The following is a 24,257-nucleotide window of genomic DNA, read 5'->3' as shown; positions in this document are numbered from 1 at the left end:
CTCAGCCCGGCGCCTTCACCGCCAGCGTCACGCCGGCGCGCTGCGCCAGGTCGCGCGCGCTGACCCCGACGAACGGCTTCACCCGCGCCCCCTGCGCCAGGTCGCAGGCCGGCGCCTTGGCCGCGCCATCCAGCACCTGCTGCAAAGCGCGCGCGGCGGACGGCCCGAGCGGGCCGTTGTCGCTCAGGCTCCAGGCCAGCATGTCCGCCACCGCCATGCCGCAGCGCGCGGGCGTGGCATACAGGCCGCCGTCGTGCGCCAACAGCATGCGCGCCTTGGCGTCGTTGCCCAGCCGCAGCATGATGACCAGCGGCAGGGCATCGGCATCCACCACGCCACGCAGCCGCGTGCCGCGATCGCTGCGATCCGACGGGTTCGCGCCCGCCAGCAGCCACGCCTGGTAAAGATCGTCGGGCAACCAGGGCAGCGACAGCGGCGCGATCTGGTCAGTTGATTCGCCGGTGGCGTTGCCGGAATACGCCAGCGGCACGCCCGCCGCCAGCAGGCGCTCGGCGGTGGCGCGCAGGCGCGCCCGCAGATCGTCCCACTGCGCCCCCTTGGCCTGCGCATCGGCGCGGTTCTCGACCTCGTTCCATTGCCGCAGCAGGCTCGACAGTGCCGCCGTCGTCAACGGCGCGCGCGGCTTGCCGGCGGCGGCCTGCGCCAACCGGTCCACCAGTTCCGGCGACATCTGCCGCGCCGCCAGGCTCAAGGCTTCGTCCAGCCCGGCGCGCTGCTGCCCCGCCTTCGGCCCATAGCCGCCCACGGCCGGATCGGCGCCCCTGGCCAGCGCGAACGCCACGCGCTCGAACACCTGCGGCTTGGGCTCGCCGCCGGGCGATTCACGCAGCGCTTCCAGCAGCGGTGTTTCCCACATGGCCTGGCGGCCGTAGTACATGCGGATATAGGCGGCATTGATGTCCGCGCCCTTGGCCAGCAGTTTTTCCGCGAACCAGAATTTCGACGGACTGCTCATGGCCGCGTGCAGCACCGAGCGGCCATTCTTCTCGCGGCCATTCGGATCGGCGCCCTTGGCCAGCAGGTAGTCGAGCGTGTCCCTATCCTCGGCGTAGTACGAGACACGCCGCAGCAGCAGCGGCGTGCCATTGGCGTCGAGCGCCTCCAGCGAGGCGCCCGCGGCGATCAGCGTGTCGGCCAGCGCATAGCGCTCGGCGGCCGGACGGGTGTCGCGCGCCTGCGGCAGCGCCGAGGCCAGCAGCGGCGCGCCGCGATTGGGGCCATCGACCTTGGCGCCGGCGGCCAGCAGCGCCCGCACCATCTCGAGTTGCCGGTTGTGGGTGGCAATGCTCAATGCCGACACGCCGTACTCGTTGACGCCATTCGGGTCCTGGCCCTGCGCCAGTTCGGCGCGCACGGCGTTCAGGTCGCCAGCGCGGATCGCCTCGAAAATCACCAACCGCGGCCGGCACGCCGTCGCATCGAGCGCCTTGGCGCCCAACGCCGCGCCGATGCGCGCGGCCACGTTCGCCGGGATCGCCTCGCCGGCCGCCAGCCTGCGCGAGCAATATAGGCGATAGTCTTCCTGGGCCCGCGTTGCGTGCACATCGCGCTGCTCGCGCTGGCGGTCACGCAGTTTGATGCGCGCGTCGGCGCGGTTCAAGTAGGCCGGCGTGCGTGCCGGATCGCGGCGCAACACCTCGTCCAGCACCCGCTCGGCCTCGACCGCCTCGCCCGCCTCGGCCAGCCAGAAGCCATAGTCGTTCAGGGCCGTCAGCATCTCGGCGTCCTTGTTCTGCGGATCGATCTCGCGGTAGTCGTGCTCCAGCACGAAGCGGCGCAGCGCGGCGAAGGCCCGGTTGAAGTCGGCCGCCCGGGCGCGCGGGATGGCGCGCACCGCCTGATGCAGCTTGCGGAAGGCCGCGGTCGTCTCGACCGGCGGCCGCGTCTCGAAACGCACATCGGCGGGAAAAGCCGGCAGGCGCCAGGGAAACCCCGCCAGCGCCGGTTTGAGCGTGGCCAGCGCCCGGGCGCGGCGCGCCTCGTCCCAAGGCTGCTCGGCCGTCGCCACCACCCGGGTGGCATCGGCGCGCACCGTCACCACGGCGCCGCTCTCGTCCACCAGGAAGCCGTGGGCCTGCCGGCCATCGGCATCGGGATAGGTGTAAGTCACCCAATAGAACCCCAGCCCGTCGCGCGGCGCCGACACGCTGACATCCTCCTCGCGCGCCGGGTTCCAGGCGGCCGGATCGATCACCAGTGGCCGCGAACGGAATGCCAGTTCGGACGGCGTGCCAGCGCCACCCTGGCGCAGGTAGTGGTACAGGTACAGCCGGTTCTCCACCTGCCCCACCAGCACGGCATCCCTGACATTTTCGGCGCCCCAGACGCGGCGCTCCGGCTCGCGCAACGGGTAGCGGCCCAGGCGCGTGGCCTCGATGAAGGCGCCGATGTCGTGCGCCGCCGCGGGCGGCGGCGCGGACAGGGCGAACAGGCCGGCCAGCGCCAGCGCAACGGCGCCGAGATGGCGGGGAACCGCAAGAGGGGCAAGACGGGGCATCGCATGAACCTGTGGTGGGAAGCCCGCCGATGATACCGCCCCCATTTGTCCGCCGCCCTGCCCGGCCCGGCCGCCTTGACCGATCGCAGACAGGGGTATCCTTCTTCGTTATATATTGCGGCATATAACGATTCCTTAGAACCTTGCTTGCCGCGAACCGCCATGGATGCCGTCCTGACCGCCGCCCCGCTCGCCCGGGACATCGATGCCCTGACCGATAGCCTGCTGGAGCAGGCCGCGCCCGACCATCCCGACGCCCGCTTTTTCGCCACGGTGATCGGCAAGAGCCTGGCGCACCGCGATCTGGCCCGCACCGGCCTGTCTCCCGCCGAGCTGGTCGAGGTGCTGGCCAACCTGTTCCCTGGCGCGCCGGCCGGCGCCGGCCTGCGGGCGCAACTGCCGGCCTACGCCGCGCGCGGCCTGGCCAGCCCGCAACCGGATTTCACGCGGCGGCTGCGCGTGCTGCTCGACGCCTGCAGCGGCCAGGCCATGACGACCGCCTGGGTCACCAGCGTGCTGGCGCACGCCTGCCTGCGGCCGGACCACCTGTGGCGCGACCTCGGCCTGAGCGGGCGCGAGGACGTCACCGCGCTGCTGACCCGCCACTACCCCGGCCTGGTGGCGCGCAACAGCCGCAACCTGCGCTGGAAGCAATTCCTGGCGTATTCCGCTTTCGAGCATGCCGGCCTGCCGCCGCAGGCCGCGCCGGGTTGCGGCGCCTGCGAGGACCACGCCTTCTGCTATGGGGATCAGCGCGAACGCTGAACGGGCCCGGACGTCCGGCTCAGTACCGGTAGGTCGCCCCCAGCCCCCCACCCAGGCCACGCCCCGGGGCCGGTTCGTAATAGCGGCCATTGCTCTCGTTGACAATGACCGAACCGGCGTAACGCCGGTCGAACAGATTGTCGACGCGGGCATAGGCATTCACCTCCCAGTTGCCCAGGCGCTTCACATAGCCGGCCGACAGCGCCGCCACCACATAGGCAGGCGCGGCGGCGTCGTTGGCATCGTTGGCGTACAGACGGCCGAGATAGCGAGCCTCGATGCCGGCCTGCCACCCTTGCGGCGGGGCCCAGGCCAGCGCGGCGTAGGCCGACTGGCGCGCGATGCCCGGGATACGGCTGCCGGCGCGGATCGCGCCGCCGCCCTCATCGCGGTAGCGCGCATCCAGCCAGGTATACGCCAGTTGCGCTCGCCCGTGCCTGGCGAAACCGGCCGACCAGCCCAGCTCCACGCCATCGCGCCGGGTGCGCCCGGCGTTGCGGAACGTGGCGCGCCCGCCCGTGCTGCCGGCCGCCACGATCTCGTCGCGCGTCGACACCCGGAACACGGCGGCGCTCAGTTGCCCGCCCGCCAGGTCCGTCTTCAGGCCCGCCTCGGCGTTGTCGCTGAGCGCGGGCGCCAGGCCGAAGTTCAGGCCGGGCTGTCCGCCCGGCCGGTACGACAGCTCGTTGAACGTGGGGGTTTCGAAACCGCGGCCATAAGACACATACAGGCTGGTGCGCGTGTCGGGCTGGTAACGTAGCGCGGCCACCGGCAGGGCGCGACGGTAGCGGGCGTCGCCGCTGTCATCGCCGTTGCCAGGCACGATGTAATGATCGCGCGAACGGAACGCGACCGTGCTGTAGCGCAGGCCCGCGTCCAGTGTCCAGCGCGGCGCCACGCGCCACGAGGCCTGCAGGTAGGGATCGGCGTTGGAGACCGTATTGGTCTCGTCGCGCCGCAGCGTCCCTTGCACGCCGAGCTGGCGGGTGGCGCCGTCGTCCGTGTAATTCTGGTAGCCCTTGCGGTTCTCGCGCAGCGTGTCGTAGGCAAAGCCGCCGACCAGGGTCAAGGGCCGGTCCGCCGGCCCCAGTTCCGCGGTCCAGCGCAGGTCCGCGCCGCCATAGCGCCGGCGCAGGTCGATGACGCCGCCCGACTGGGTCGGGGCCGCCTGCGCCGCGGGTGGGATGGCCTGGAACTGCGTGGTGTCGCGCTGGCCGTAGTAGACCATCAGGCGCAGCGTGTTGGCGCCGTCGATGTGGCGCTCGTAGACCAGCCCCCCCTGGGTCTGGCGCACGGTCTTGCGGGTGTCGTACTGCGCCGCCAGGCCGGCGCTGCGCGGCGCGTCCTGGAACTGTGCGTAGGTCAGGCCGAGCGGGTCCTGGGCTCTCAGGTCCACGCGGTTGGCCACGATCGTCAGCCGGCTGGCATCGTCCAGTTGCACGCCCAGCTTGGCGTTGCCCAGGTTCTTGCGCGCGGCGCTGTGGTCGCGGTAGCCGTCGGTGGTCATGCGCGACAGGTCCAGCACGTAGTCCATGTCGCCGGACGTGCCGGAAGCCTTGGCGCCATAGCGCCAGGTGTGGCCGCTGCCAGCCCAGGCCGAGGCGCCGATTGCCGAGGGCACGGCGCCGTCTTCGGTATAAGCCAGGATCACGCCGCCCGAGGAATTGCCGTACAGCGCCGAGAACGGCCCGCGCAGCACCTCCACCCGATCGAGCGAGCCGATGTCGATGTTCGAAGTCTGGCCCTGCCCGTCGGGCATGGTCGCCGGGATGCCGTCCACATATAGCCGCACCCCGCGCACGCCGAAGGTGGAGCGCGCGCCGAATCCCCGGCTGGATATCTGCAGGTCCTGCGCGTAGTTCTGGCGGTTCTGGATTTGCAAGCCGGGGACGCCGGCCAGGCCTTCGGACAAGTTGATCCCCGGCTGGCCACGGCGCATTCCCGCGCCGCCGACGATATCGACCGAGGCCGGCGTCTCGAGCAGCGGCACGCCGATACGGGTACCGCTCACCACCACCGGCGCCAGCGCCTGGGGCGCCGCGGATTGCGCCAACGCCGTCACCGCCGGCGCCATGCCCAGCAGGCCATGCAGAAAGGGGCGGGCCAGGGCGCCGCGCCAGTATCGCTCCCGCGTCAATCGAATTCCCCGATATGCCACCGTGCCCCGCAGCCTCGCACAGGACGTCGGCAATGTCGATACGGCCCGGCGCGCGGGGAATGGACGCAGGACAATGGGTTCTAATAGCGTCATGGAAAATTCGCAAGACATCGAACGCCGGTTGCTGGACCTGGAGGTCAAGGCCAGTTTCGCCGACGACCTGCTGGAACAGTTGAACCAGATCATCGTGCGCCAACAGCAGCAGATCGACCGCCTGCAGCGCGAGCTTGCCGACCTGCGCCAGCAGCAGGCGCCCGAGGGCGGCGCGCAGTGGCGCAGCCTGCGCGACGAGCTGCCGCCGCACTACTGAACCGCCCCCCCAACAGGGGCAGGGTCCTGGCGCGATTCGCGCCGACGCGTCTGGCGGGCCTGGGCCAGCCGGCGAAGGCGCGCCTGGTCCAGGCCATGGGCGCCTCGCGGGCGGGGGGACACATGCCTTGCCGCCCGCATGCCGAGCCATCGCGCAACGGCTATTAATTCCATAAATTGGATCTAATTCCAGCTTCCTGCGAATTCTTTCCATTCATGGAAAAATCTTTTACCGATATCAGGGTTTATCCGTATCTCGATTGCGCGCAGTATTGAGCCATCGGGAAACAACAACGAACCACGACGGACAAGCCGCCGGATTCGCTCCCCGGCTTCTGAAATCGGAGATTCACCATGAAAAAGACCCTTGCCTCTGCCCTGTTGATGTCCCTGGCCGCCTTGAGCGCCGGCGCCTACGCCGGGCAGGACGTCGAACCGAACGACATGCCCTTCCAGGGCGTCTACGGCACCCCCTATGAAGGCCCGACCCGCGCCCAGGTGCAGGCCGACCTGGCCACCGCCAAGATCGCCGGCCAGGTCTCGAACGTCGAGCCCAACGACATGCCCTTCCAGGGCGTTTATGGCGCCCCCCAATCCGGCCTGACGCGCACCCAAGTGCAGGCCGACCTGGCCGCCGCCAAGGCCGCCGGCCAAGTCTCGGGTGTCGAACCCGACGACACGCCATTCGCCGGCGTGTATCTCAGCGCCAACTGAGCGCCCGTCGCACGGATTTACCCCTCCCCTTGTTGTACCTTGGCCGCCCTCCGGGCGGCCTTTTTTGTGCCCGCGCAAACACGCCGGCGCATGTCACGGGGCGGTCGAGACAAGAAGCGCGGGCTTCGCGTACCATCGGTACCTGACCATCAAAAGGCTGCGCGCGCAGCCCTGACAACAACGAGGGACCCCGCAATGAAAACCATCCGACTCATCGCATTCGCACTCGCCGCCGGCGCCGCTTCCGGACCGGTCCTGGCGGCTCCCGCCGTGATGCTGAACAACGCCCTCATCACGCAGATTTCCAAGGCCGACAAGCCCGCGTTCCACCAGGCCGTCGCGGAAGCGCTGAACAACACTGCCGATGGCCGCAGCGTCAACTGGTCGAGCACGCCCAAGCGCAAGGCCGCGCCGATCACCGCCAAGATCACACCGCTGCAGACCAGCACGGCGGGCGATCGCACCTGTCGCCTGCTGGAAGGCGATTTCGCCCGCACCAGCACCACCGAAACCTGGAAGTTCTGGTTCTGCAAGCAATCCGACGGCACCTGGAAGGCCAGCGCCAACTGAGTCGCCTGCCGGCCTGGTCGGCCCCATGAAAAAACGCCCGCGTCATCATGCGATGACGCGGGCGTTTTGCCTTGCGGCCGCGCGGGACCGCGCGCCGATCAGCCTTCGATGCGGTTGGCGTCCAGCACCGTCATGGCCGTCATGTTGATGATGCGGCGCACGGTCGAGCTGGAAGTCAGGATGTGCACCGGCGCATTGGCGCCCAGCAGGATCGGGCCCACCGCCACGTTGCCGCCGGCGGCCGTCTTGAGCAGGTTGTAGGCGATGTTGCCGGCGTCCACGTTCGGGCACACCAGCAGGTTGGCCTCGCCCTTGAGCGTCGAGGACGGCAGGATGCGCAGGCGCAGCGCCTCGTCCAGCGCGCAATCGCCGTGCATCTCGCCGTCGATCTCCAGGTCAGGTGCAGCCTCGCGCACCAGCTCCAGCGCGCGGCGCATCTTGGCGCCCGATGCCGAACTGCCCGAACCGAAGTTCGAGCGCGACAGCAGCGCCACCTTGGGCGCCAGGAACATGCGGCCCATTTCGCGCGCGGCAGCGATGGTGAACTCGGCGATCTGCTCGGCCGTGGGCTCATCGTTGACGTGCGTGTCCACCAGCACCACGGTGCGCTCGTTGAGCAGCAGGATGTTCATCGCGGCATAGACGTTGGCGCCAGGACGGCGGCCGATCACTTCGTCGATGAAGCGCAGGTGGTCGTGGTAAGCGCCGACCGTGCCGCAGACCATGCCGTCGGCATCGCCCAGATGCACCATCATCGCGCCGATCAGGGTCAGGCGGCGGCGCATTTCCACGCGCGCCATTTCCTTGGTGATGCCGCGGCGGCACATCAGCTCCCAGTACGTGGTCCAGTACTGGTGGAAGCGTTCGTCGTATTCGGGGTTGGTGACCTCGACGTCCTCGCCCAGGCGCAGGCGCAGGCCGAATTTCTCGATGCGCGACAGCAGCACCGCAGGGCGGCCCACCAGGATAGGGCGCGCCAGGCCTTCATCCACCACCACCTGCACCGCGCGCAGCACGCGTTCGTCTTCGCCCTCGGTGAAGACGATGCGCGATTTGCCGCCGCCGCGCACGATGCGCTTGGCGGCCGAGAACAGCGGCTTCATGAAGGCGCCGGAGTGGTACACGAACTGCTGCAGTTGCTCTTCGTAGGCTTCCAGGTCGGCCAGCGGGCGCGTGGCCACGCCGCCCTCCATGGCGGCCTTGGCCACCGCCGGGGCGATGCGCACGATCAGGCGCGGATCGAACGGCTTGGGAATCAGGTAGTCGGGGCCGAACGAGATGTCGTAGGTGCCATAGGCCGCGGCCACCACTTCGTTCTGTTCTTCCTCGGCCAACTCGGCGATGGCGTAGACCGCCGCCTTTTCCATTTCGCGCGTGATGGTCGTGGCGCCCACGTCCAGCGCGCCGCGGAAGATGTACGGAAAGCACAGCACGTTGTTGACCTGGTTCGGGTAGTCCGAACGGCCAGTCGCCATCACCACGTCGTCGCGCACCGAATGCGCCACTTCCGGCAGGATCTCCGGCGTGGGGTTGGCCAGCGCCAGGATCAGCGGGCGCGGCCCCATCTTGGCGACCATCTCGGGCTTGAGCACGCCGCCGGCCGACAGACCCAGGAACACGTCCGCGCCCTCGATGACTTCGGCCAGCTTGCGCGCCTCGGTCTTCTGCGCGAAGCGCGCCTTGTCCGGGTCCATCAGCACGGTGCGGCCTTCGTAGACCACGCCTTCGATGTCGGTGACCCAGATGTTCTCCAGCGGCAGGCCCAGATCCACCATCAGATCCAGGCAGGCCAGCGCGGCCGCGCCGGCGCCCGACGTGACCACCTTGACCTTGTCGATGTCCTTGCCCACCACCTTCAGGCCATTGATGAAGGCGGCGGAAACCGTGATCGCGGTGCCGTGCTGGTCATCGTGGAAAACGGGGATCTTCATGCGCTCGCGCAACTTGCGCTCGACCGTGAAGCACTCCGGCGCCTTGATGTCTTCGAGGTTGATGCCGCCGAACGTGGCTTCCAGCCCGGCGATGATCTCGACCAGCTTGTCCGGGTCGGTTTCGTTGATCTCGATGTCGAACACGTCCAGGCCGGCGAATTTCTTGAACAGCACCGCCTTGCCTTCCATCACCGGCTTGGAGGCCAGCGCGCCGATATTGCCCAGGCCCAGCACCGCGGTGCCGTTGGTGATCACGCCCACCAGGTTGCCGCGGCCGGTATAGCGAAACACATTGGCCGGGTCCGCCACGATTTCCTCGCAGGCCGCCGCCACGCCGGGCGAATAGGCCAGGGCCAGGTCGCGCTGGTTGACGAGCGGCTTGGACGCCACGACGGAGATCTTCCCCGGGGTGGGAAACTCGTGGTAATCCAGGGCGGCCTGGCGGTCTGCTTGCGAATTCATGGGGCGGCGCCTCCTAGTCTTGAATAGGGCAGATTCTAGGATGACAGACATAAGGCGACCATTCGGATTTAATATTGTCACATTACCTTTTTCTTATGCCTTGTCTATGACACCGTTTTCCCCGGACGACGTGCTCCGGAAACTGAGCTCGCGGCTCAAGATGCGGCACCTGATGCTTTTGCTGCAAATCGAGCAGCATGGCTCGCTGACGCGGGTGGCCGAACACATGGCCACCAGCCAGCCGGCCGTGACCAATGCGCTGGCCGAACTGGAAAGCATGTTCGATGTGCCGCTGTTCGAGCGCTCGGTGCGCGGCATGACCCCCACGCCGCTGGGCGCGGTGGTGCTGGCGCGGGCCCGCGCGCTGGTCCACGACCTGGGCCACCTGGTGCAGGAAATGGAGGCAGTGGCCGCCGGCCACGCGGCCCATCTGCATATCGGCGTGATCCCGTTCGTCTCGGGGCAACTGCTGTCGGCCGCCATTGCGCGCACCGTGCCGCAGGGCCGCGGAATCACCGCCACCATCCACGAAGGCCAGGGACCGGCCCTGCTGCGCCAGTTGCGCGACCACACCCTGGACGTGGTGGTGGGTTGGGCCACGCCCTCGGTGGACCTGGGCCAGATCGACTTCGAGGTGCTGTATCACCAGCCGCCACGCCTGATCGCCAGCCGCCGCCTGGCCGCGCGCCTGGGCCGCGCGCGCCTCGAATGGAACATGCTGGCCGACCTGGACTGGATCCTCGGCACGCCGGACAGCCCCATCCGCGAGCAGGTCGCCGACATTTTCCTGCGAGCCGGCCTGGCGCCGCCGACGCCCTCGGTGCAGAGCGATTCGTCCAAGCTGATCGGCGAGATGATCGTCGCCAGCGACCGCGCCGTATCGATCCTGCCGGCCGACATCGCCGACGAGCTGGTGCGTATCGCCGGCGCGGCGATCGTGCCGTATTCTTTCGACTGGACCCTGCCGCCGATTTCGCTATTCAGCCGCGCCGACGGCTTGCGCCGCGATGTCGATGCCCTGTTCGCGGCGGCCTTGCGCGACGTCTTCAGCCGCAACGCGCGGCCCTGAATCCGCGCGCAAGCGTATCGGCACACCCCGGAACCCACCCATGAGCGCCAACCAGTTCGTCATGCACCGCAGCGCCCTGGCCGGCATTCAGGCGGTGGCCGCGCGCAGCGCCCGGACGTTTGCGCGGCATACGCACGAGCAGTACGGCATCGGCGTGCTGCGCCAGGGCGGACAGGTCTCGCACAGCGGCCGCGGCCAGGTCGAGGCGGGTCCGGGCCAGGTGATCACCGTCAATCCCGGCGAGGTGCACGACGGCGCCCCCGTCGGCGGCGAGCGCGCCTGGCAAATGCTGTACCTGGACCCGGCGGTGGTGGCCGACGCCGCCGGCGCGCTGCCGGCCGGCGCGGGCTTCGAATTCGAGCACCCGGTGATGGACGCACCCGCGCTGGCGGCGGACCTGCTGTCGCTATACGCACTGGCCATTGCCGGTGGCGAGCCGCTGGCGCGCGACACGCTGTTGCTGCGGGTATTGGCGCGCGCCGGCCGCCAGGCCGCGCAGCCGTCACGGCCTGGCATTCCCGCAGGCATCCGCCACGCGCTCGGCCTGATCGATGACGCGCCCGCCGCCGCGCTGTCGCTGGCCGACCTGGCCCGGGCCAGCGGCCTGAGCCGCTTCCAGGTGCTGCGCGCCTTCAGCCGCGCCACCGGCATGACACCCCACGCATACCAGATGCAGCGCCGTCTGCTGCTGGCGCGCCGCCTGTTGCGCCAGGGGATGGCGCTGGCCGACGCCGCCGCGGCCGCCGGCTTCGCCGACCAGAGCCACATGACACGGCTGTTCTCGCGCGCCTATGGCGTGTCGCCCGGCCGCTACGCCCAGGCTGCCGCGCGCTGACGGCGCCCCCGGCAGGCCCGCCGCAATTTCGTTCAAGACCGTGGGCGCCGCTCGCGCCTACGCTGCGGCCTTGTCCTGATTCCGGCCGTTTTCCATGAACCGAACCCAAGGGTATGCCTGCCTGGCCGCCGCCATGGTGCTGGTGGGCAGCACCGTCGTCGCCAGCAAGATTATCGCCACCGGGCTGCCGCCCTTTACCGCCACCGCGTTGCGCTTCGCGCTGGCGCTGCCCTGCTTCGCGCTGCTGGGATGGCTGGCCGGCATGCGCCTGCCGCGCCTGAGCCGGCACGACTGGCTGCTGCTGGCGGCGCAGGCGGCGGCCGGCAGTGTCGGCTACACCACGTTGCTGATCACCGGCCTGGGCCGCACCTCGGCGGTCGATGGCGGGGTAATCCTCGGCACCCTGCCGCTGGTGTCGGCCGCCATCGCCATCGCGCTGCTGGGTGAACGGCCCGGCAAGGCCACGCTGCTGGCCATCGCCACGGCGGCGGCCGGTGTATGGCTGATGACGCGCGGCGCCGCGGCGCCGGGCGCCGGCTCATGGGTCGGCAATGCGCTGGTGCTGGGCGCGGTGGTGTGCGAAGGCCTGTTCATCCTGCTGCAAAAGCGGCTGCGCGTGCCGCTGCCGCCCCTGGCGCTGTCGACCTTGATGTGCGCCATGGGCCTGGCCGTGTGCCTGCCGGCCAGCCTGATGGAAGCGCCGTGGACGCTGGCGCTCTCCGCCGAGGCGCTGCTGGCGGTCGCCTATTACGCGCTGGTGCCGACCGTGGCCGGCTTCGTGCTGTGGTACGCCGGCGCGCAGCGCGTGGCCGGGTCGGAAGCCGCCCTGTTCACCGCCATCGCGCCCGTCTCGGCCGTACTGCTGGCGGCGCTGCTGCTGCACGAATCATTGTCGCGCCATCAGCTCGCGGGCATGGCGTGCGTGCTGGGCGCGGTCCTGATCCAGGGCCGGACCCGCAAGCCGGCCCCCGTCAACCGCGACTGAACGCCAGCGCGAAATCGTCGGAGAAAATGTCCGCGAGCGACTGACGCAAGGCGGCGGCGCGCTCGGCGCCATAGGCCGCCTCGAAGCGCCGTTGCGCATCCTTCCACAGGCGCTTGGACTCGGCCAGCTTGTCGCGGCCGGCGTCGGTCAGCGCCACGCGGCGGCTGCGGCCGTCGCGCTCGTCGCGCGCCATGCGCACATAGCCATCGCGTTCCAGCGGCTTGAGGTTGTGCGCCAGCGCGGAGCGGTCCAGCACCATGGCGCGCGCCAGATCGGTCATGGACGGCGTGCCGGCGCGCGCAATGTGTACCAGGATCGAATGTTGCGACACCTTCAGGCCGCAGGGCGCCAGCACCGTGTCGTACAACTGCGAGACGCGCCGGGTGGCCTTGCGCAAGGCGGCGCCGTTGCAGACCAGCGGGTCCGGGGGGATGGCGGAGGAATCGGTGTCGGACATGATGGGTTCGGAGGGGCACGGCAAGTCCATTACGCTACTGCCGCGACGGACCCGAGTCTAGCGCATTGTTGACAATTATTGGCATATGCACGTAAATTTTCCGCACGCTCTCCTCCGGCCTCCCCGACCATGCCCGCCACCCGCGCCGCCGCCGTGCCCCACCCCGCCAACGCACGCCTGCAGGCGATGCTGCACGCGCCGATCGCCCCCACGCTCGCGCGGCTGGCCTGGCCCAATATCCTGATGATGCTGGCGCAGTCCGCCACCGGCTTGATCGAGACCTGGTTCCTGGCGCGCCTGGGCACGCCGGTGCTGGCCGGGGTGGCGCTGGTGGTGCCGGTGCTGATGCTGATGCAGAACATGTCGCAGGGCGCGATGGGCGGCGGCATCTCGGCGGCCGTGGCGCGCGCCCTGGGCGGCGGACGGCAACGGGAGGCCGATCAGTTGGTGCTGCACGCGGTGGTATTGAACGCTGCGCTGGGCCTGGTGTTCTGCGTGCTGCTACTGGCCTGCGGGCCGCTGCTGTATGGCGCCCTCGGCGCCGAAGGCGCGGCGCTGGACGCGGCGCTGGCCTACTCCAACGTCATCTTCAGCGGCATCGTGCTGATGTGGTTGATGAACGCCTTCGCCAGCGTCATCCGCGGCACCGGCAACATGCTGGTGCCGGGCGCGGTGATCTGCGGCGGCGCGCTGCTGCTGGTGCCCTTGTCGCCCTGCCTGATCTTCGGCTGGGGCCCGTTCCCGGCGCTGGGCGTGGCCGGCGGCGGCTGGGCGCTGGTCAGTTACTACGCGGTGGGCACGCTGGTACTGGGCGGCTATTGCCTGAGCGGCCGCAACGCCGCGCGCCTGACCCGCAGCCGCCTGCACCTGAGCCTGATGCGCAGCATCCTGCGGGTGGGCGCGCTGGCCACGCTCAACCCTCTGCTCACCAACGGCCTGGTGGCGCTGACGGCGGCGCTGGTGGGCGCTTATGCCGGCACCGCCGCGGTGGCCGGCTACGGCATCGCGGTGCGGCTGGAATACTTGATGATGCCGCTGGCGTTCGGCCTGGGCGCGCCGATGGTGGCGATGGTGGGTTCCAACATCGGCGCCGGCCAGCCGGAACGGGCGCTGCGCATCGCCCTGACCGGCGGCGCCATGGCCTTCGCGCTGGCCGAAGCCATCGGTCTGACGGCGGCGTTGTTCCCCCAAGCCTGGCTGCGCCTGTTCGGCGCCGAGGACCACATGCTGGAAGCCGGCGCCGCTTATCTGCGCATCGCCGGTCCGATGTACGGCTTTTTCGCGATGGGCTTTTCGATGTACTTCGCCTCGCAGGGCGCGGGCCGCTTGAAATGGCCGTTGTGGGCCGGGGTCCTGCGGCTGGCCACCGCCATCGGCCTGGGTGGCGCGGTGCTGCACCTGACGGGATCGCTGACCTGGTTCTTCGCGGTCGCCGCGCTGGCCATGGGCCTGTACGGACTGGTGATCCTGGCCGCCGTGGCGTCGGGGTCGTGGTTCGAGCGCGGCCACTTGCGCGGGGCGCCGCTGGCAGGGCCTTGAGCCGCGCCGACCAGGCCCTGTTCGCATGCGAAGACGCCGCGCGCCAGACTAGGCGCGGGGCGCGTCGCGCAGCGCGTACGCCACCAACTTCTGGGCATAGGCCGGCAACTCGCCGCGCACGCACAGCACCAGGTCGCGCCTCGCCCAGTCATCCATCAGCGCCAGCCGCCGCACGCCCGCGGCGCGGCCGTGGCGCACGGCGGCCACGCGCGGCATGATGGCGATGCCCACGCCCTGGCCCACCAGGCGGCAGACCGCGTCGAAATCGCGCAGGCGCACGCGGTACGACAGCGCCTTGCCGCGGCGGCGCGCATGCTGGGCGATGTGTTCCTGCAAGGCGCTGCCTTCCACCAGGCCGACGAATTCCTCGTCCGCCACGTCGGCCAGCAACGCGGTCTTGCCGCCGGCCAGGCGATGATCCGGCGGCACCACCAGCGCCAGCGGATCATGGCGAAAGCGCGACACCCGCAGGCCCTGCAGGTCGGCCGAATCGGCCAGCACGCCGATGTCGCAGGTGCCGGCGCGCAGGGCGTCGGCAATGTCGAAGCTGAGGCGTTCTTCGAGATCGACCGACACGCGCGGATGATCCTTGAGGAACTCGCCCAGCACCGCCGGCAGGTGCTCGCTGAGCGCGGTGGTGTTGCACAACACCCGCACGTGGCCCTTGAGCCCTTGGCCATAGTGGTCCAGTTCGCCGCGCATGCGGTCCATCTGCGCCAGCACCAGGCGCGCGTGATGCGCCAGCGTGCGGCCGGCGGGCGTGGCCTGCACGCCGCGATGTTCGCGCAACAGCAGCGGCACGCCCAGCGTTTGCTCCATGCCTCGGATACGCTCGCTGGCCGACGCCAGCGTCATGTGCGAACGCCGCGCGCCGGCGGTGATGGAGCCGGTTTCCTGCACATTGAGGAAAAGCCGCAGATCGGTCAGGTCGAAGCGCATACCGAAAAGCGTAGCACGCCAGGCTCAGGCTGTTCCGTAGGCGGCCTGCGCCAGATCCCGATAGGGCCGGCGCCGCCCCGCGCGCAGAATGCCTGCATCCATCACCGAAAGCGGATCAATCCCATGACATTCTCCCCTGGAGGCCGCCAGGCCGGAACCTGGTGCGCGGCGCTGTTGACGGCGCTGGCGCTGCATTCCTCAGGCCTGGCCGAAGCCAACGGCACCCTGTCGGCCTACGCCACGCCGGCGCAGAAGTACGCGCTGGCGCTGGAGGCCCAGACCCTGGGCGACTACCCCGCGATGCTGACCTGGCTGCGGGCGGCGGCGCGCGCCGGCCATGCGCCGGCCCAGCGCATGCTCGGCATCGCGCTGATCGGCGGCCCGGCCCTGTATGGGGCCGGCCAGCCCGCCGACCTGTGCGAGGGCCGCCAGTGGCTGCTGCGCGCCGCCAGCCAGGGCGCCGGCGACGACGTCGCCTATGCCCTGTTCGGCCGTCCACGCGACGCGCTCACCGCGCACTGCGAGGCCGCTTGAGCGCCGCCGACCTGCCGGGCGTGGGCACGCCCGCGCTCTTGGCCGCGACCACCGCGATCTTCGTGCTGGCCGGCATGGTGAAGGGTGTGGTGGGGCTGGGCCTGCCGACCATTTCCATGGCCATGCTGGCATTGATCATGGCGCCGGCGCAGGCCGCCGCGCTGCTGATCGTGCCGTCGCTCATCACCAACCTGTGGCAGGCGCGGCCGTGGCCGACGCTGTTGCGGGTATGGCGCCGCATCGCCGCCATGCAGATCGGCGTCTGCGTCGGCACGCTGGCGGGGGCCGCGTGGTTCGGCGCACCCGCCGGCCATTGGGCCAGCGTCTGCCTGGGCGCCGCTCTGGTGGCCTATGCCGCCTGGGGTATGTTCGGCGCGCCGCCCACAGTGCCGGCGCGCCGCGAGGGCGCGCTGGGCGCGGCGGTGGGCGCGGTGACGGGGCTCATCACCGCCGCCACGGGGGTCTTCGTGATTCCCGCCGTGCCGTATCTGCAGGCGCTGAACCTGGGCAAGGACGGCCTGATCCAGGCGATGGGCATCTCGTTCACGCTGTCCACCGTGGCGCTGGCGGCGGGGCTGTGGCTGAACGGCAGCTACACGCCGGGCGCGGCCGGCACCTCGGTGCTGATGCTGCTGCCGGCGCTGGCCGGGATGGCGCTGGGCCAGTGGTTACGCAGCCGGCTGTCGGCGCGCGCGTTCAAGCAATGCTTCATGGTCAGCCTGGCGCTGCTGGGCGCCTACCAGGTGGCGCAGGGGCTGTCCGGGTAGACGCCCAGCGTCAGGCCGCCAGGCGCCGTTCATCGACAAAACCGATCGACACCGACATTTCACGCCAGCGAGCCAGTTCCTGCTGCACCGACTGGATCTTGCCGCGCGCCTGGTCGAAGGCGTCGCGCCCCAGAAACAGGTGCAGCGGCGCGTATTGCGCCTGCGCCGCCTGGATCAGGGCGCGCGCGGCCTTGGTCGGATCGCCGCAAGCGGCGTGGCCGATGCCCGCCTCCGGGCGCGAGCCGTCCGCCTGCGCGCGCATCGCGCCGGGATAGACCAGCGACACGCGCACGCCATGCGGGGCGGCCTCGGCGGCCAGCGCTTCGCTCAGCCCGCTGACGGCGAACTTGGCGGCGCTGTAGGCGCCCCAGCCGGCGCTGCCGCCGTCGAAACCGAGGATCGACGAAATGTTGAACACGTGGCCGGCGCGCTGCGCCCGCAGGCGCGGCATCACCGCGCGCACCACATTCAACACGCCAAAGACATTGATATCGAAGCTGCTGCGCAGCGCGGCGTCCGACAGCATTTCCAGCGCCCCCGGCAGGCCGTGGCTGGCGTTGTTGACCACCACGTCGATGCGGCCGAAGGCGGCCACGGCGGAATCGACCGCGCGGCGCACGCTGCCTTCGTCGGCCAGGTTCACTTCCAGCGGCAGGAAGCGGCCTTCGAGCTTGGCGTCCACCGCGTCCAGCAACGCATCGACGTCGCGCGACGTGGCCGCGACCTTGTGCCCCTGATCGAGCAGCATCCTGACCAGCGCCAGACCCAGGCCGTCGGCAACGCCCGTCACAAACCAGATTTTTTCGGTGCTCATGCGATCTCCCTCAACTCGCCGCGGCCGGCAACACGCCGGCGGCCCGCAGGCGCCGACGGATTCACGCGGAACCCATCGACCCCAGGCGTGAGAGCGATATTAAGCATCGCGCGCCATCACGCACAGGCTCGTTCTTGCGCGATACCTGCCTATTTCTACGGGCTTGCCGACACCCGCCGGCGCACGTGGAAACGGGGGCCGCCACGGCGCCCCGGCCCGAACGGGCGGCCGGGTGGATCAGCCCAGCGCGCTGCGATAGTGCTCGCTGTCGAAGCGCGGCGCGCTGCCGGCGGGGGCCCTGTCCGCCACCGGCTCCGTGACGGGCGCGGCGGCATCCACACCGAAAAGGGAGAGTTCTGCGGTGACCAGTGCCAGGAGAAGATTCGCCATGATGATTCCTTTGAGTCGAATGCCCAGACCGGCGGCGGCTGCGCCAGTCTTATATAAGACATGGGCATCATCGTGCAGGGCGCGGCGGCGCGCGTCCATTTGGTTTACTCAATCAGGGCCATTGAAGGAACGCAAGGCCGGGGCGCGGCGCGCAGGAAAACGGGGAATGGCGGATAATTCCGCTATTTCCCGCCGGCGCCCGCGCCGGGCAGCATTCGGAGTCAGCTATGTATCGCGGCATTGAGGCGATCGAACAATTCATGATGTCCATCGGCCTGACCTGGCAACCTGGCCGCACCGAGAGCATCGAACTGCGCGCCAGCTACCGCATCGGCAACACCCGGCCGTTGGGCATCGACCGCACGCTGGTGGAATTCCACTGCGATGCCAAGCGGCCCAAGGTGTGGGTGCCGGAGTTCTCGCGCACCAGTTTCCACCAGTGGTTCGAAGTGCCGTTCCAGGAATTCGAATTCACCCCCGGCGGCTCGATGCTGAAGATCAAGGCCGCTGCCCGCGGCAACGCCCCGCCCTACAGCGTGGGCCTCAAGCCGCTCGCCTGAGCGGCGGTTCCCGCCCGCCGCCGGGCGTTGCTATAACGGTTTGTACATGATGGTGGTGGCGTCCAGCCGCGCCGGATCGCGCGCATCGCGGGCGAATCCCGGAATCCTCCCCACCGTTCGATACCCCAGCGAGGCGTACAGCGGCTCGGCGTTGTCACCGCTGCGCGTGTCCAGCGTGATCAGGCTGCGGCCGGCCTGCACGGCGGCCGCTTCCGCTGCCCGCATCAGCGCGCGGGCAATGCCGCGGCGCCGGAAATCCGGATGCACCAACAGCTTGCGGATCTCGGCGCGGTGCGGCTGATTGGGCGGCGTATCGCAGTCCAGTTGCACCGATCCGGCCACCCGGCCGTCCTGCATCGCCACCAGCAGCACCAGCCCGCCGCCTTCGAGCGGCGGCAGTACCTTGTCGCGCCAGAACGCCCGTGCCGCCTCGGCGTCGAAAGGCAGCACGAAACTGACGCTGGCGCCGTCTTGCACGCAGGCAAGCAGCAGTTCTCCCAGGCCGGGCAACAAGGCGCGGGCCTCCGCCGCGCTGACGCGGTTCAATGCAAGGGAATCGATGGCCATGGTGGACTCAGACGATGAACAACAGATAACGGGCGCCGCTGTGCGGCGGGGTGTCGAAGGCGCTGGCGCCATAGAGCTGGTACCGCAGACAGTCGCCGGGCGCGAGGGTGTGGCATTGGCCATCGACGCGGATCGTCAGTTCGCCTTCCAGCATCACCAGGTGATGTTCCAGGCCGGCCCGCGGCGACTGCGCGTAGTCGATATGGGTAGCCGCGGGCAGTTCGCAGGCCAACACTTCACCGGCCAGCTTCTGCGAGGGCGGCGACACCGAACGGCGGCGAAAGCCCGTGTCGCCATCGACCCACAGCGCCTGTGCCGCGCCCGGCACCAGCGGGGTGAAGTCGTCTTCGACCATGCGCATCAGGCGCGACATCGTCATGCCATAGGCGCCGCACAGCTTGCCCAGCACGCTGGCGGTGGGACTGACCTCGGCGTTTTCCAGGCGCGACAGGGTCGCGCGGCTGACCGCGGCACGGCCGGCCAGTTCGTCCAATGACCAGCCGCGCTCCAGGCGCAGGGTCTTGAGGCGGCCGGCCAGGCGTTGGTCCAGGTCCGTATCGGGTGCGGATGATTTTTCCATATAAGGAAATTTATCCCATATATGGAAAACCATCAATCACTGACTGCGCCCGGCGTGGCGCCGATCCGCGCGGCCGCACTCGATGCAGCAGCTTACGGCCCGGAGAACTGCGCAGACCGCGGCGCAAATTACGGCGTTCACGCCGGCCGCGTCGGCGGTAGACTGGATATCCGCCGACCGCCCACCACCACGCGTTTCCCATGAGCAAACTCGACACCCTGGACTGGACCCGCCTCGCCGCCGAACTGGACGCGCGCGGCCACGCCGTGGCCGCCGGCCTGCTCACCCCCGCGCAGTGCCAGGCCCTGGCCAGCGGCTACGGCGACGAACATCGCTACCGCAGCCGCATCGTCATGAGCCGTCACGGTTTCGGCCGCGGCGAATACCAGTACTTCGCCTATCCGCTGCCGCGCCTGCTGCACAACCTGCGCACCGCGCTGTATCCGCGACTGGCGCCGATCGCCAACCGCTGGAACCGCCAGATGGGCATCGCGGTCGAGTATCCGGCCGAGCATGCCGCCTTCCTGGCGCGCTGCCACGAGGCCGGCCAGCGCCGGCCGACCCCCCTGATCCTGCAATACGGGCCCGGCGACTACAACTGCCTGCACCAGGACCTGTACGGCGAGCATGTCTTCCCGCTGCAGGCGGCGGTGCTGCTGTCGCGCCCGGGCGCGGACTTCACCGGCGGAGAATTCGTCATGACCGAAACCGATAGCGCCGGGCAGCGTGCCGAGGTGGTGCCACTGGACCAGGGCGATGCGCTGATCTTCACCGTCAACCAGCGTCCCGTGGCCGGCGCGCGCGGTTGGCGCCGCGTGGCCATGCGCCACGGCGTCAGCGCGCTGCGCGGCGGGCGGCGCCACACGCTCGGCGTGATCTTCCACGATGCGGCCTGACATGGGAACCAGCCTCAACCTGTTCAATGACGCAGAGACCGCGCAGACCGGCCGCGAGCGCATCGGCCCGCAGTCGATGGTGCTGCGCGGCTACGCCTTGCCCGTGGCGCAGGCGCTGCTGGCCGGCGTCGACACGGTGCGCCGGCAGGCGCCGTTTCGCCACATGGTCACGCCCGGGGGCCTGCCCATGTCGGTAGCGCTGACCAATTGCGGCCGCTACGGCTGGACCAGCGACGCGCAAGGCTATCGCTACACCCGCGAGGATCCGCAGTCGCGAAGTCCGTGGCCGGACATGCCCGAGGCCTTCGACACACTGGCGCGCGAGGCCGCGCTGGCGGCGGGCTTTGCCGCCTTCGCGCCGGACGCCTGCCTGATCAACCGCTACCAGCCGGGCTCGCGGCTGTCGCTGCACCAGGACAAGGACGAGCGCGACTACGGCGCGCCCATCGTCTCGGTCTCGCTGGGCATGCCGGCGGTGTTCCTGTTTGGCGGCCATGCGCGCGGCGACCGGGCCGTGCATGTGCCACTGTTCCATGGCGACGTGGTGGTGTGGGGCGGGGTCGACCGGCTGCGCTACCACGGCGTGCTGCCGCTCAAGGAGCGCCCCCACCCGACGCTGGGCAGCCTGCGGTTCAACTTCACCCTGCGCCGGGCCGACTGAGGCCTTGCCGACGGGGCCCACGCGAGCGTGCCCGCTGAAATTCCCGCTGCAGGCCGGCTCCGCGGGTCGGATTCCACCCATGGCGCACGGCGGCGCCATGAAGACCGGTTAGCATAGCCGCAAGCTGAACTTTCAAAAGAGTCCCGACATGCATTCACTTGGCCGCCTCGTCGTGCTGGTCAACGATTACGACACCGCCATCGCCTTCTACCAGGACAAGCTGGGCATGGAGGCCATCGTCGACATGGCGGTGGGGCCGCAACGTTACGTGCACCTGCGCCTGCCCGAACAGCCGTCGGTGGGGGTCTGGCTGCTGCTGGCGCAGACCCAGGCCCAGCGCGACCGCGTCGGCGACCAGACCGGCGGCCAGCCGGTGGGCGTGTTCTACACCGATGACCTGATGCGCGACCACGCCCGCCTGGCCGCGCGCGGTGTGCGCTTCACCAAGGAGCCGGTGGACGACTCCGCCACCAGCTACGCGCACTTCATCGACCTGTACGGCAACGAGTTCGTGCTGGTGCAGCTCAAGTAGCCCGATGGCCGCCCGCCCCGCCTCCCGCGACTGGATCGTGCGCCACGCGCCGGGCGACCGCTTCGAGCACATCGAGGCCTACTTCGGCGGCCGCGGCTACGGGCTGCATCGGCATGACACCTACGCCATCGGCTGCACGCTGGCGGGCGTGCAGAGCTTTCACTACCGCCGTGACCTGCGGCACAGCCTGCCGGGTGGCGTGCTGGTGCTGCACCCCGACGAGGCGCACGACGGCCAGGCCGGCACCGACGCCGGCTTTCACTACCGCATGGCCTATGTGCAGCCGGCGCTGATCCAGCGCATCCTGGGCGGCCGCCCGTTGCCCTTCGTGCGCGGCGGCATCTCCAACGATGCGCGCTTGCGCGCGGCCTGCGCCACCTTGTTGCGTGGCGCCGACGCCTGCGCCGATCCGCTGCGCGAGGACGACGCGCTCTACGACCTGACGCAGGCGCTGTGCGCCGCCGCCGGACAGGTCCCGGCCCGGGCGCGCCCCGACTATGCCGCCTGCGAGCGCGCACGCCAGTACATCCACGACGCGCGCGGCCAGGCGGTGTCGCTGGACGACCTGGAACGCGCCGCCGGCATCGACCGCTGGAGCCTGTCGCGCGACTTCCGCGCGCTGTACGGCACCAGCCCGTACCGCTATGCCCTGCTGCGCCGCCTCGACCTGGCGCGCCGCCTGATCGCCGTGGGCGAACCCCTGGCGCAGGCCGCGCTGGCCGCCGGCTTCACCGACCAGAGCCACCTGACGCGCCGCCACACCGAAACCTTCGGCATGACGCCCGCGCGCTGGCGCGGCACCCTGCGCCCCTGACGCGCGGCCTTGCGCACAAACGTACAAGACCCCGCGCGCGCCAGCCCCTAAGCTGTGGTTTTCTTCCCCGGCCAAGGACGCCGCCATGCCCGCCATCACCGCCATCAATCTCGCCCACAAGCTGTCGCTGATCCAGGAAACCTGGATGCCCAAGGTCATCGCCGAAATGAACGACTACCAGTTCAAGCTGGTCAAGCTGCACGGCGAGTTCGTCTGGCATGCCCATGCCGACACCGACGAGACCTTCATCGTCCTGGCCGGCCACTTGCGCATCGACCTGCGCGACGGCCACATCGATCTGGGGCCAGGCGAAATGGCCGTTATCCCCAAGGGGGTGGAGCACAAGCCCTGTGCGCCGCAGGAGGTGCAGGCCATGCTGATCGAGCCGCGTGGCGTGCGCAACACCGGCGACCAGGGCGGCGAGCGCAGCGCGCCCAACGATGTCTGGATCTGAGGACCGCTCAGGGCCGGTCGCGCTCGATCAACCGCTTGTCGTCCTTGTCGGCGATGCGGGCCTCGGCCCGCCGCAGCACCGCCAACACGAACAGCGCCATCAGCGTGCTGACCACGGCGGTGGCCTCGCGCCCCATCCCGGCGGTCACGCCGATGGCGGCCGTCATCCAGATGCTGGCCGACGTCGTCAAGCCGCGGATCTCGCGCTCGTCGCTGAGCTTGATGATGGCACCCGCGCCCAGGAAACCGATGCCCGCGATCACCCCTTGCAGCACCCGGCTCAGGTCGCTGACCTGCATGCCGTTCTGCAGCGGCACCAGCACGAAGATGGCCGCGCCCAGCGCCACCAGCATATGGGTGCGCAGGCCCGCGGCCTTGCCGCTGCGTTCGCGCTCGTAGCCGAGCAAGCCGCCCAGCAGCACCGCCATGCCCAATCGCAGCACGATGCGAGTGGCCTCGCCGACATCGGGAATGTCGGCGAATTCGCTGCGCAAAGTGGTCCAGACTTGTAGCCAGATATCCGCCATTGTCGTCTCCCGCGGCAGGTGGATGCGGCCAGCATAGCAGGCCGCGCTGGCGCGGCGCCGGCCATCTGGTTTACAACGTCAGGCAGGTCCGCATCGAGACGGGCACCACGAGGAGCTTCGGATGGATTTGCAGCTGGATGGCAAGCGCGTACTGATCACGGGCGCGTCCAAGGGAATCGGCCTGGCCTGCGCCCTGGCCTTTGCGCGAGAGGGCGCCGAGCCGATCCTGGCGGCGCGCGACGACGCGGCGCTGCAGGCCGCCGCGCAGGCGATCCAGGCGCAGACCGGCCGCGCGGCGCGCACCCTGGCGGTCGACCTGGCGCAACGCGGCGCGGCGGCGCGGGTGCTGGAACAGACCGGCGCGATCGACATCCTGGTCAACAATGCCGGCGCGGTGCCTGGCGGCGCCCTGGACCAGGTGCAGGACGAACGCTGGCGCACCGGCTGGGACCTGAAAGTGCATGGCTACATCGATCTGGCGCGCCACTACTATCCGCTGATGCGCCAGGCGGGCGCCGGCGTCATCGCCAACATCATCGGCATGGCCGGCTCGGCGCCGCGCGCCGACTACATCTGCGGCGCCGCCGCCAATGCCTCGCTGATCGCCTTCACCCGCGCCCTGGGCGGCGACGGGCCGCGCCACGGCGTGCGCGTGTTCGGCGTGAATCCGTCGCGCACCCGCACCGACCGGGTGCTGACCCTGGCCAGACAGCGCGCGCAAGCCCGCTGGGGCGATGCATCGCGCTGGCAGGAGACGCTTAACGACCTGCCCTTCGGCCGTCTGATGGAACCGGAAGAGGTCGCCGACATGGTGGTGTTCGGCGCATCGCCGCGCGCCGGTTATCTCAGCGGCACGGTGATCGACCTGGACGGCGGCGAGCAGTACGCCGGCCGCTGATGCGCCCTGTGGC

The 24,257-nt window shown here is 69.9% G+C and carries 27 protein-coding genes; 17 read left to right on the top strand and 10 right to left on the bottom strand.

Annotated features, from left to right (window positions below; genetic code table 11):
• Position 1 precedes the first annotated feature (1 nt).
• Positions 2-2,518, bottom strand: a complete 2,517-nt coding sequence (locus K2W61_RS13245; protein ID WP_236755809.1) for an ankyrin repeat domain-containing protein — start codon at positions 2,516-2,518, stop codon at positions 2-4.
• A gap of 162 nt (positions 2,519-2,680) precedes the next feature.
• Between K2W61_RS13245 and K2W61_RS13240 the strand changes: the two genes are divergently transcribed.
• Positions 2,681-3,283: a nitrogen fixation protein NifQ gene (locus K2W61_RS13240; protein WP_175133537.1), complete on the top strand. Its 603-nt coding sequence runs from the start codon at positions 2,681-2,683 to the stop codon at positions 3,281-3,283.
• A 19-nt stretch (positions 3,284-3,302) separates the two neighbouring features.
• On the opposite strand, the gene K2W61_RS13235 is transcribed toward K2W61_RS13240, so the two are convergent.
• Complete coding sequence (locus tag K2W61_RS13235) at positions 3,303-5,357, bottom strand: TonB-dependent receptor (RefSeq protein ID WP_236756980.1); 2,055 nt, start codon at positions 5,355-5,357, stop codon at positions 3,303-3,305.
• Positions 5,358-5,532: 175 nt separating this feature from the next.
• Here K2W61_RS13235 and K2W61_RS13230 point away from each other — a divergent pair, with 175 nt between their 5' ends.
• From K2W61_RS13230 to K2W61_RS13220, 3 genes are all read left to right on the top strand, one after another.
• The gene (locus K2W61_RS13230) at positions 5,533-5,751 is read left to right on the top strand and encodes a SlyX family protein (protein ID WP_175133536.1); all 219 of its coding nucleotides are present in this window, start codon (positions 5,533-5,535) and stop codon (positions 5,749-5,751) included.
• A 353-nt stretch (positions 5,752-6,104) separates the two neighbouring features.
• On the top strand, positions 6,105-6,464 hold the full coding sequence (locus tag K2W61_RS13225; RefSeq protein ID WP_236755807.1) for a DUF4148 domain-containing protein: 360 nt from the start codon (positions 6,105-6,107) through the stop codon (positions 6,462-6,464).
• A 195-nt stretch (positions 6,465-6,659) separates the two neighbouring features.
• The gene (locus tag K2W61_RS13220) at positions 6,660-7,034 is read left to right on the top strand and encodes a hypothetical protein (protein WP_175133534.1); all 375 of its coding nucleotides are present in this window, start codon (positions 6,660-6,662) and stop codon (positions 7,032-7,034) included.
• A 98-nt stretch (positions 7,035-7,132) separates the two neighbouring features.
• On the opposite strand, the gene K2W61_RS13215 is transcribed toward K2W61_RS13220, so the two are convergent.
• Positions 7,133-9,427, bottom strand: coding sequence for an NADP-dependent malic enzyme (locus K2W61_RS13215; protein WP_236755806.1), 2,295 nt, complete (start codon positions 9,425-9,427; stop codon positions 7,133-7,135).
• A gap of 106 nt (positions 9,428-9,533) precedes the next feature.
• On the opposite strand from K2W61_RS13215, the gene K2W61_RS13210 reads away from it, so the two are divergent.
• The 3 genes from K2W61_RS13210 to K2W61_RS13200 all read left to right on the top strand — a co-directional run bounded on the left by K2W61_RS13210 (position 9,534) and on the right by K2W61_RS13200 (position 12,316).
• The gene (locus K2W61_RS13210) at positions 9,534-10,496 is read left to right on the top strand and encodes a LysR substrate-binding domain-containing protein (protein WP_175140506.1); all 963 of its coding nucleotides are present in this window, start codon (positions 9,534-9,536) and stop codon (positions 10,494-10,496) included.
• Between the two features lie 40 nt (positions 10,497-10,536).
• Positions 10,537-11,331: an AraC family transcriptional regulator gene (locus tag K2W61_RS13205; RefSeq protein ID WP_236755804.1), complete on the top strand. Its 795-nt coding sequence runs from the start codon at positions 10,537-10,539 to the stop codon at positions 11,329-11,331.
• Positions 11,332-11,425: 94 nt separating this feature from the next.
• The gene (locus K2W61_RS13200; RefSeq protein WP_175132397.1) at positions 11,426-12,316 is read left to right on the top strand and encodes a DMT family transporter; all 891 of its coding nucleotides are present in this window, start codon (positions 11,426-11,428) and stop codon (positions 12,314-12,316) included.
• Here K2W61_RS13200 and K2W61_RS13195 read toward each other — a convergent pair.
• Positions 12,303-12,773 carry a MarR family winged helix-turn-helix transcriptional regulator gene (locus K2W61_RS13195; RefSeq protein ID WP_175132396.1) on the bottom strand — a complete coding sequence of 157 codons (471 nt, stop codon included), beginning with the start codon at positions 12,771-12,773 and terminating at the stop codon, positions 12,303-12,305. The two genes, K2W61_RS13200 and K2W61_RS13195, sit on opposite strands and share 14 nt — an antisense overlap.
• A gap of 186 nt (positions 12,774-12,959) precedes the next feature.
• Between K2W61_RS13195 and K2W61_RS13190 the strand changes: the two genes are divergently transcribed.
• The gene (locus K2W61_RS13190) at positions 12,960-14,312 is read left to right on the top strand and encodes an MATE family efflux transporter (protein ID WP_175140527.1); all 1,353 of its coding nucleotides are present in this window, start codon (positions 12,960-12,962) and stop codon (positions 14,310-14,312) included.
• Positions 14,313-14,360: 48 nt separating this feature from the next.
• Here K2W61_RS13190 and K2W61_RS13185 read toward each other — a convergent pair whose 3' ends face one another.
• Positions 14,361-15,251 (bottom strand): LysR substrate-binding domain-containing protein, encoded by an 891-nt coding sequence (locus K2W61_RS13185; protein WP_175132395.1) that lies wholly within the window; start codon positions 15,249-15,251, stop codon positions 14,361-14,363.
• A gap of 123 nt (positions 15,252-15,374) precedes the next feature.
• Between K2W61_RS13185 and K2W61_RS13180 the strand changes: the two genes are divergently transcribed.
• Positions 15,375-15,785 carry a sel1 repeat family protein gene (locus K2W61_RS13180; RefSeq protein ID WP_236755803.1) on the top strand — a complete coding sequence of 137 codons (411 nt, stop codon included), beginning with the start codon at positions 15,375-15,377 and terminating at the stop codon, positions 15,783-15,785.
• Between the two features lie 74 nt (positions 15,786-15,859).
• Positions 15,860-16,552: a sulfite exporter TauE/SafE family protein gene (locus tag K2W61_RS13175; RefSeq protein WP_236756979.1), complete on the top strand. Its 693-nt coding sequence runs from the start codon at positions 15,860-15,862 to the stop codon at positions 16,550-16,552.
• Positions 16,553-16,562: 10 nt separating this feature from the next.
• Here the strand turns inward: K2W61_RS13175 and K2W61_RS13170 are convergent, their stop codons facing one another.
• The gene (locus tag K2W61_RS13170; protein WP_236755802.1) at positions 16,563-17,366 is read right to left on the bottom strand and encodes an SDR family NAD(P)-dependent oxidoreductase; all 804 of its coding nucleotides are present in this window, start codon (positions 17,364-17,366) and stop codon (positions 16,563-16,565) included.
• Positions 17,367-17,603: 237 nt separating this feature from the next.
• The gene (locus K2W61_RS13165; RefSeq protein WP_175132202.1) at positions 17,604-17,855 is read right to left on the bottom strand and encodes a hypothetical protein; all 252 of its coding nucleotides are present in this window, start codon (positions 17,853-17,855) and stop codon (positions 17,604-17,606) included.
• A gap of 128 nt (positions 17,856-17,983) precedes the next feature.
• On the opposite strand from K2W61_RS13165, the gene K2W61_RS13160 reads away from it, so the two are divergent.
• The gene (locus K2W61_RS13160; protein WP_175132391.1) at positions 17,984-18,316 is read left to right on the top strand and encodes a hypothetical protein; all 333 of its coding nucleotides are present in this window, start codon (positions 17,984-17,986) and stop codon (positions 18,314-18,316) included.
• Between the two features lie 30 nt (positions 18,317-18,346).
• On the opposite strand, the gene K2W61_RS13155 is transcribed toward K2W61_RS13160, so the two are convergent.
• Positions 18,347-18,883 carry a GNAT family N-acetyltransferase gene (locus K2W61_RS13155; RefSeq protein ID WP_236755801.1) on the bottom strand — a complete coding sequence of 179 codons (537 nt, stop codon included), beginning with the start codon at positions 18,881-18,883 and terminating at the stop codon, positions 18,347-18,349.
• A 7-nt stretch (positions 18,884-18,890) separates the two neighbouring features.
• Positions 18,891-19,463: a helix-turn-helix domain-containing protein gene (locus tag K2W61_RS13150; protein WP_236755800.1), complete on the bottom strand. Its 573-nt coding sequence runs from the start codon at positions 19,461-19,463 to the stop codon at positions 18,891-18,893.
• A gap of 200 nt (positions 19,464-19,663) precedes the next feature.
• On the opposite strand from K2W61_RS13150, the gene K2W61_RS13145 reads away from it, so the two are divergent.
• The 5 genes from K2W61_RS13145 (at position 19,664) to K2W61_RS13125 (ending at position 22,820) form a co-directional block, all read left to right on the top strand.
• On the top strand, positions 19,664-20,359 hold the full coding sequence (locus K2W61_RS13145; RefSeq protein WP_175132388.1) for a 2OG-Fe(II) oxygenase: 696 nt from the start codon (positions 19,664-19,666) through the stop codon (positions 20,357-20,359).
• A gap of 1 nt (position 20,360) precedes the next feature.
• On the top strand, positions 20,361-21,020 hold the full coding sequence (gene alkB / locus K2W61_RS13140) for a DNA oxidative demethylase AlkB (RefSeq protein WP_236755799.1): 660 nt from the start codon (positions 20,361-20,363) through the stop codon (positions 21,018-21,020).
• A 148-nt stretch (positions 21,021-21,168) separates the two neighbouring features.
• Positions 21,169-21,552: a VOC family protein gene (locus tag K2W61_RS13135; protein WP_236755798.1), complete on the top strand. Its 384-nt coding sequence runs from the start codon at positions 21,169-21,171 to the stop codon at positions 21,550-21,552.
• A gap of 4 nt (positions 21,553-21,556) precedes the next feature.
• Positions 21,557-22,366, top strand: a complete 810-nt coding sequence (locus tag K2W61_RS13130) for an AraC family transcriptional regulator (protein WP_236755797.1) — start codon at positions 21,557-21,559, stop codon at positions 22,364-22,366.
• Between the two features lie 85 nt (positions 22,367-22,451).
• Positions 22,452-22,820, top strand: a complete 369-nt coding sequence (locus K2W61_RS13125; RefSeq protein ID WP_175132384.1) for a cupin domain-containing protein — start codon at positions 22,452-22,454, stop codon at positions 22,818-22,820.
• A 7-nt stretch (positions 22,821-22,827) separates the two neighbouring features.
• On the opposite strand, the gene K2W61_RS13120 is transcribed toward K2W61_RS13125, so the two are convergent.
• Complete coding sequence (locus K2W61_RS13120) at positions 22,828-23,346, bottom strand: MgtC/SapB family protein (RefSeq protein ID WP_236755796.1); 519 nt, start codon at positions 23,344-23,346, stop codon at positions 22,828-22,830.
• A gap of 121 nt (positions 23,347-23,467) precedes the next feature.
• Here K2W61_RS13120 and K2W61_RS13115 point away from each other — a divergent pair, with 121 nt between their 5' ends.
• Positions 23,468-24,244 (top strand): short-chain dehydrogenase/reductase, encoded by a 777-nt coding sequence (locus K2W61_RS13115; protein ID WP_175132382.1) that lies wholly within the window; start codon positions 23,468-23,470, stop codon positions 24,242-24,244.
• The last annotated feature ends 13 nt before the right edge of the window (positions 24,245-24,257 follow it).

The sequence above is a fragment of the Achromobacter pulmonis genome, from assembly GCF_021733725.1.
Taxonomy (GTDB): Bacteria; Pseudomonadota; Gammaproteobacteria; order Burkholderiales; family Burkholderiaceae_B; genus Achromobacter; species Achromobacter pulmonis.
This window is presented reverse-complemented; position numbering and strand designations above follow the sequence as displayed.

Bases quoted from the DNA above. Each gene is read 5' to 3' on its own strand.
- K2W61_RS13135 (WP_236755798.1), top strand. From the start codon at position 21,169: ATGCATTCACTTGGCCGCCTCGTCGTGCTGGTCAACGATTACGACACC.
- K2W61_RS13165 (WP_175132202.1), bottom strand. From the start codon at position 17,855: ATGGACGCGCGCCGCCGCGCCCTGCACGATGATGCCCATGTCTTATAT.
- K2W61_RS13205 (WP_236755804.1), top strand. From the start codon at position 10,537: ATGAGCGCCAACCAGTTCGTCATGCACCGCAGCGCCCTGGCCGGCATT.
- K2W61_RS13150 (WP_236755800.1), bottom strand. From the start codon at position 19,463: ATGGAAAAATCATCCGCACCCGATACGGACCTGGACCAACGCCTGGCC.
- K2W61_RS13155 (WP_236755801.1), bottom strand. From the start codon at position 18,883: ATGGCCATCGATTCCCTTGCATTGAACCGCGTCAGCGCGGCGGAGGCC.
- K2W61_RS13200 (WP_175132397.1), top strand. From the start codon at position 11,426: ATGAACCGAACCCAAGGGTATGCCTGCCTGGCCGCCGCCATGGTGCTG.
- K2W61_RS13230 (WP_175133536.1), top strand. From the start codon at position 5,533: ATGGAAAATTCGCAAGACATCGAACGCCGGTTGCTGGACCTGGAGGTC.
- K2W61_RS13195 (WP_175132396.1), bottom strand. From the start codon at position 12,773: ATGTCCGACACCGATTCCTCCGCCATCCCCCCGGACCCGCTGGTCTGC.
- K2W61_RS13125 (WP_175132384.1), top strand. From the start codon at position 22,452: ATGCCCGCCATCACCGCCATCAATCTCGCCCACAAGCTGTCGCTGATC.
- K2W61_RS13145 (WP_175132388.1), top strand. From the start codon at position 19,664: ATGAGCAAACTCGACACCCTGGACTGGACCCGCCTCGCCGCCGAACTG.
- K2W61_RS13160 (WP_175132391.1), top strand. From the start codon at position 17,984: ATGTATCGCGGCATTGAGGCGATCGAACAATTCATGATGTCCATCGGC.
- K2W61_RS13120 (WP_236755796.1), bottom strand. From the start codon at position 23,346: ATGGCGGATATCTGGCTACAAGTCTGGACCACTTTGCGCAGCGAATTC.
- K2W61_RS13190 (WP_175140527.1), top strand. From the start codon at position 12,960: ATGCTGCACGCGCCGATCGCCCCCACGCTCGCGCGGCTGGCCTGGCCC.
- K2W61_RS13235 (WP_236756980.1), bottom strand. From the start codon at position 5,357: ATGGCGCCGGCGGTGACGGCGTTGGCGCAATCCGCGGCGCCCCAGGCG.
- K2W61_RS13175 (WP_236756979.1), top strand. From the start codon at position 15,860: ATGGTGAAGGGTGTGGTGGGGCTGGGCCTGCCGACCATTTCCATGGCC.
- K2W61_RS13185 (WP_175132395.1), bottom strand. From the start codon at position 15,251: ATGCGCTTCGACCTGACCGATCTGCGGCTTTTCCTCAATGTGCAGGAA.
- K2W61_RS13210 (WP_175140506.1), top strand. From the start codon at position 9,534: ATGACACCGTTTTCCCCGGACGACGTGCTCCGGAAACTGAGCTCGCGG.
- K2W61_RS13215 (WP_236755806.1), bottom strand. From the start codon at position 9,427: ATGAATTCGCAAGCAGACCGCCAGGCCGCCCTGGATTACCACGAGTTT.
- K2W61_RS13225 (WP_236755807.1), top strand. From the start codon at position 6,105: ATGAAAAAGACCCTTGCCTCTGCCCTGTTGATGTCCCTGGCCGCCTTG.
- alkB (WP_236755799.1), top strand. From the start codon at position 20,361: ATGGGAACCAGCCTCAACCTGTTCAATGACGCAGAGACCGCGCAGACC.
- K2W61_RS13170 (WP_236755802.1), bottom strand. From the start codon at position 17,366: ATGAGCACCGAAAAAATCTGGTTTGTGACGGGCGTTGCCGACGGCCTG.
- K2W61_RS13240 (WP_175133537.1), top strand. From the start codon at position 2,681: ATGGATGCCGTCCTGACCGCCGCCCCGCTCGCCCGGGACATCGATGCC.
- K2W61_RS13180 (WP_236755803.1), top strand. From the start codon at position 15,375: ATGACATTCTCCCCTGGAGGCCGCCAGGCCGGAACCTGGTGCGCGGCG.
- K2W61_RS13130 (WP_236755797.1), top strand. From the start codon at position 21,557: ATGGCCGCCCGCCCCGCCTCCCGCGACTGGATCGTGCGCCACGCGCCG.
- K2W61_RS13220 (WP_175133534.1), top strand. From the start codon at position 6,660: ATGAAAACCATCCGACTCATCGCATTCGCACTCGCCGCCGGCGCCGCT.
- K2W61_RS13115 (WP_175132382.1), top strand. From the start codon at position 23,468: ATGGATTTGCAGCTGGATGGCAAGCGCGTACTGATCACGGGCGCGTCC.
- K2W61_RS13245 (WP_236755809.1), bottom strand. From the start codon at position 2,518: ATGCCCCGTCTTGCCCCTCTTGCGGTTCCCCGCCATCTCGGCGCCGTT.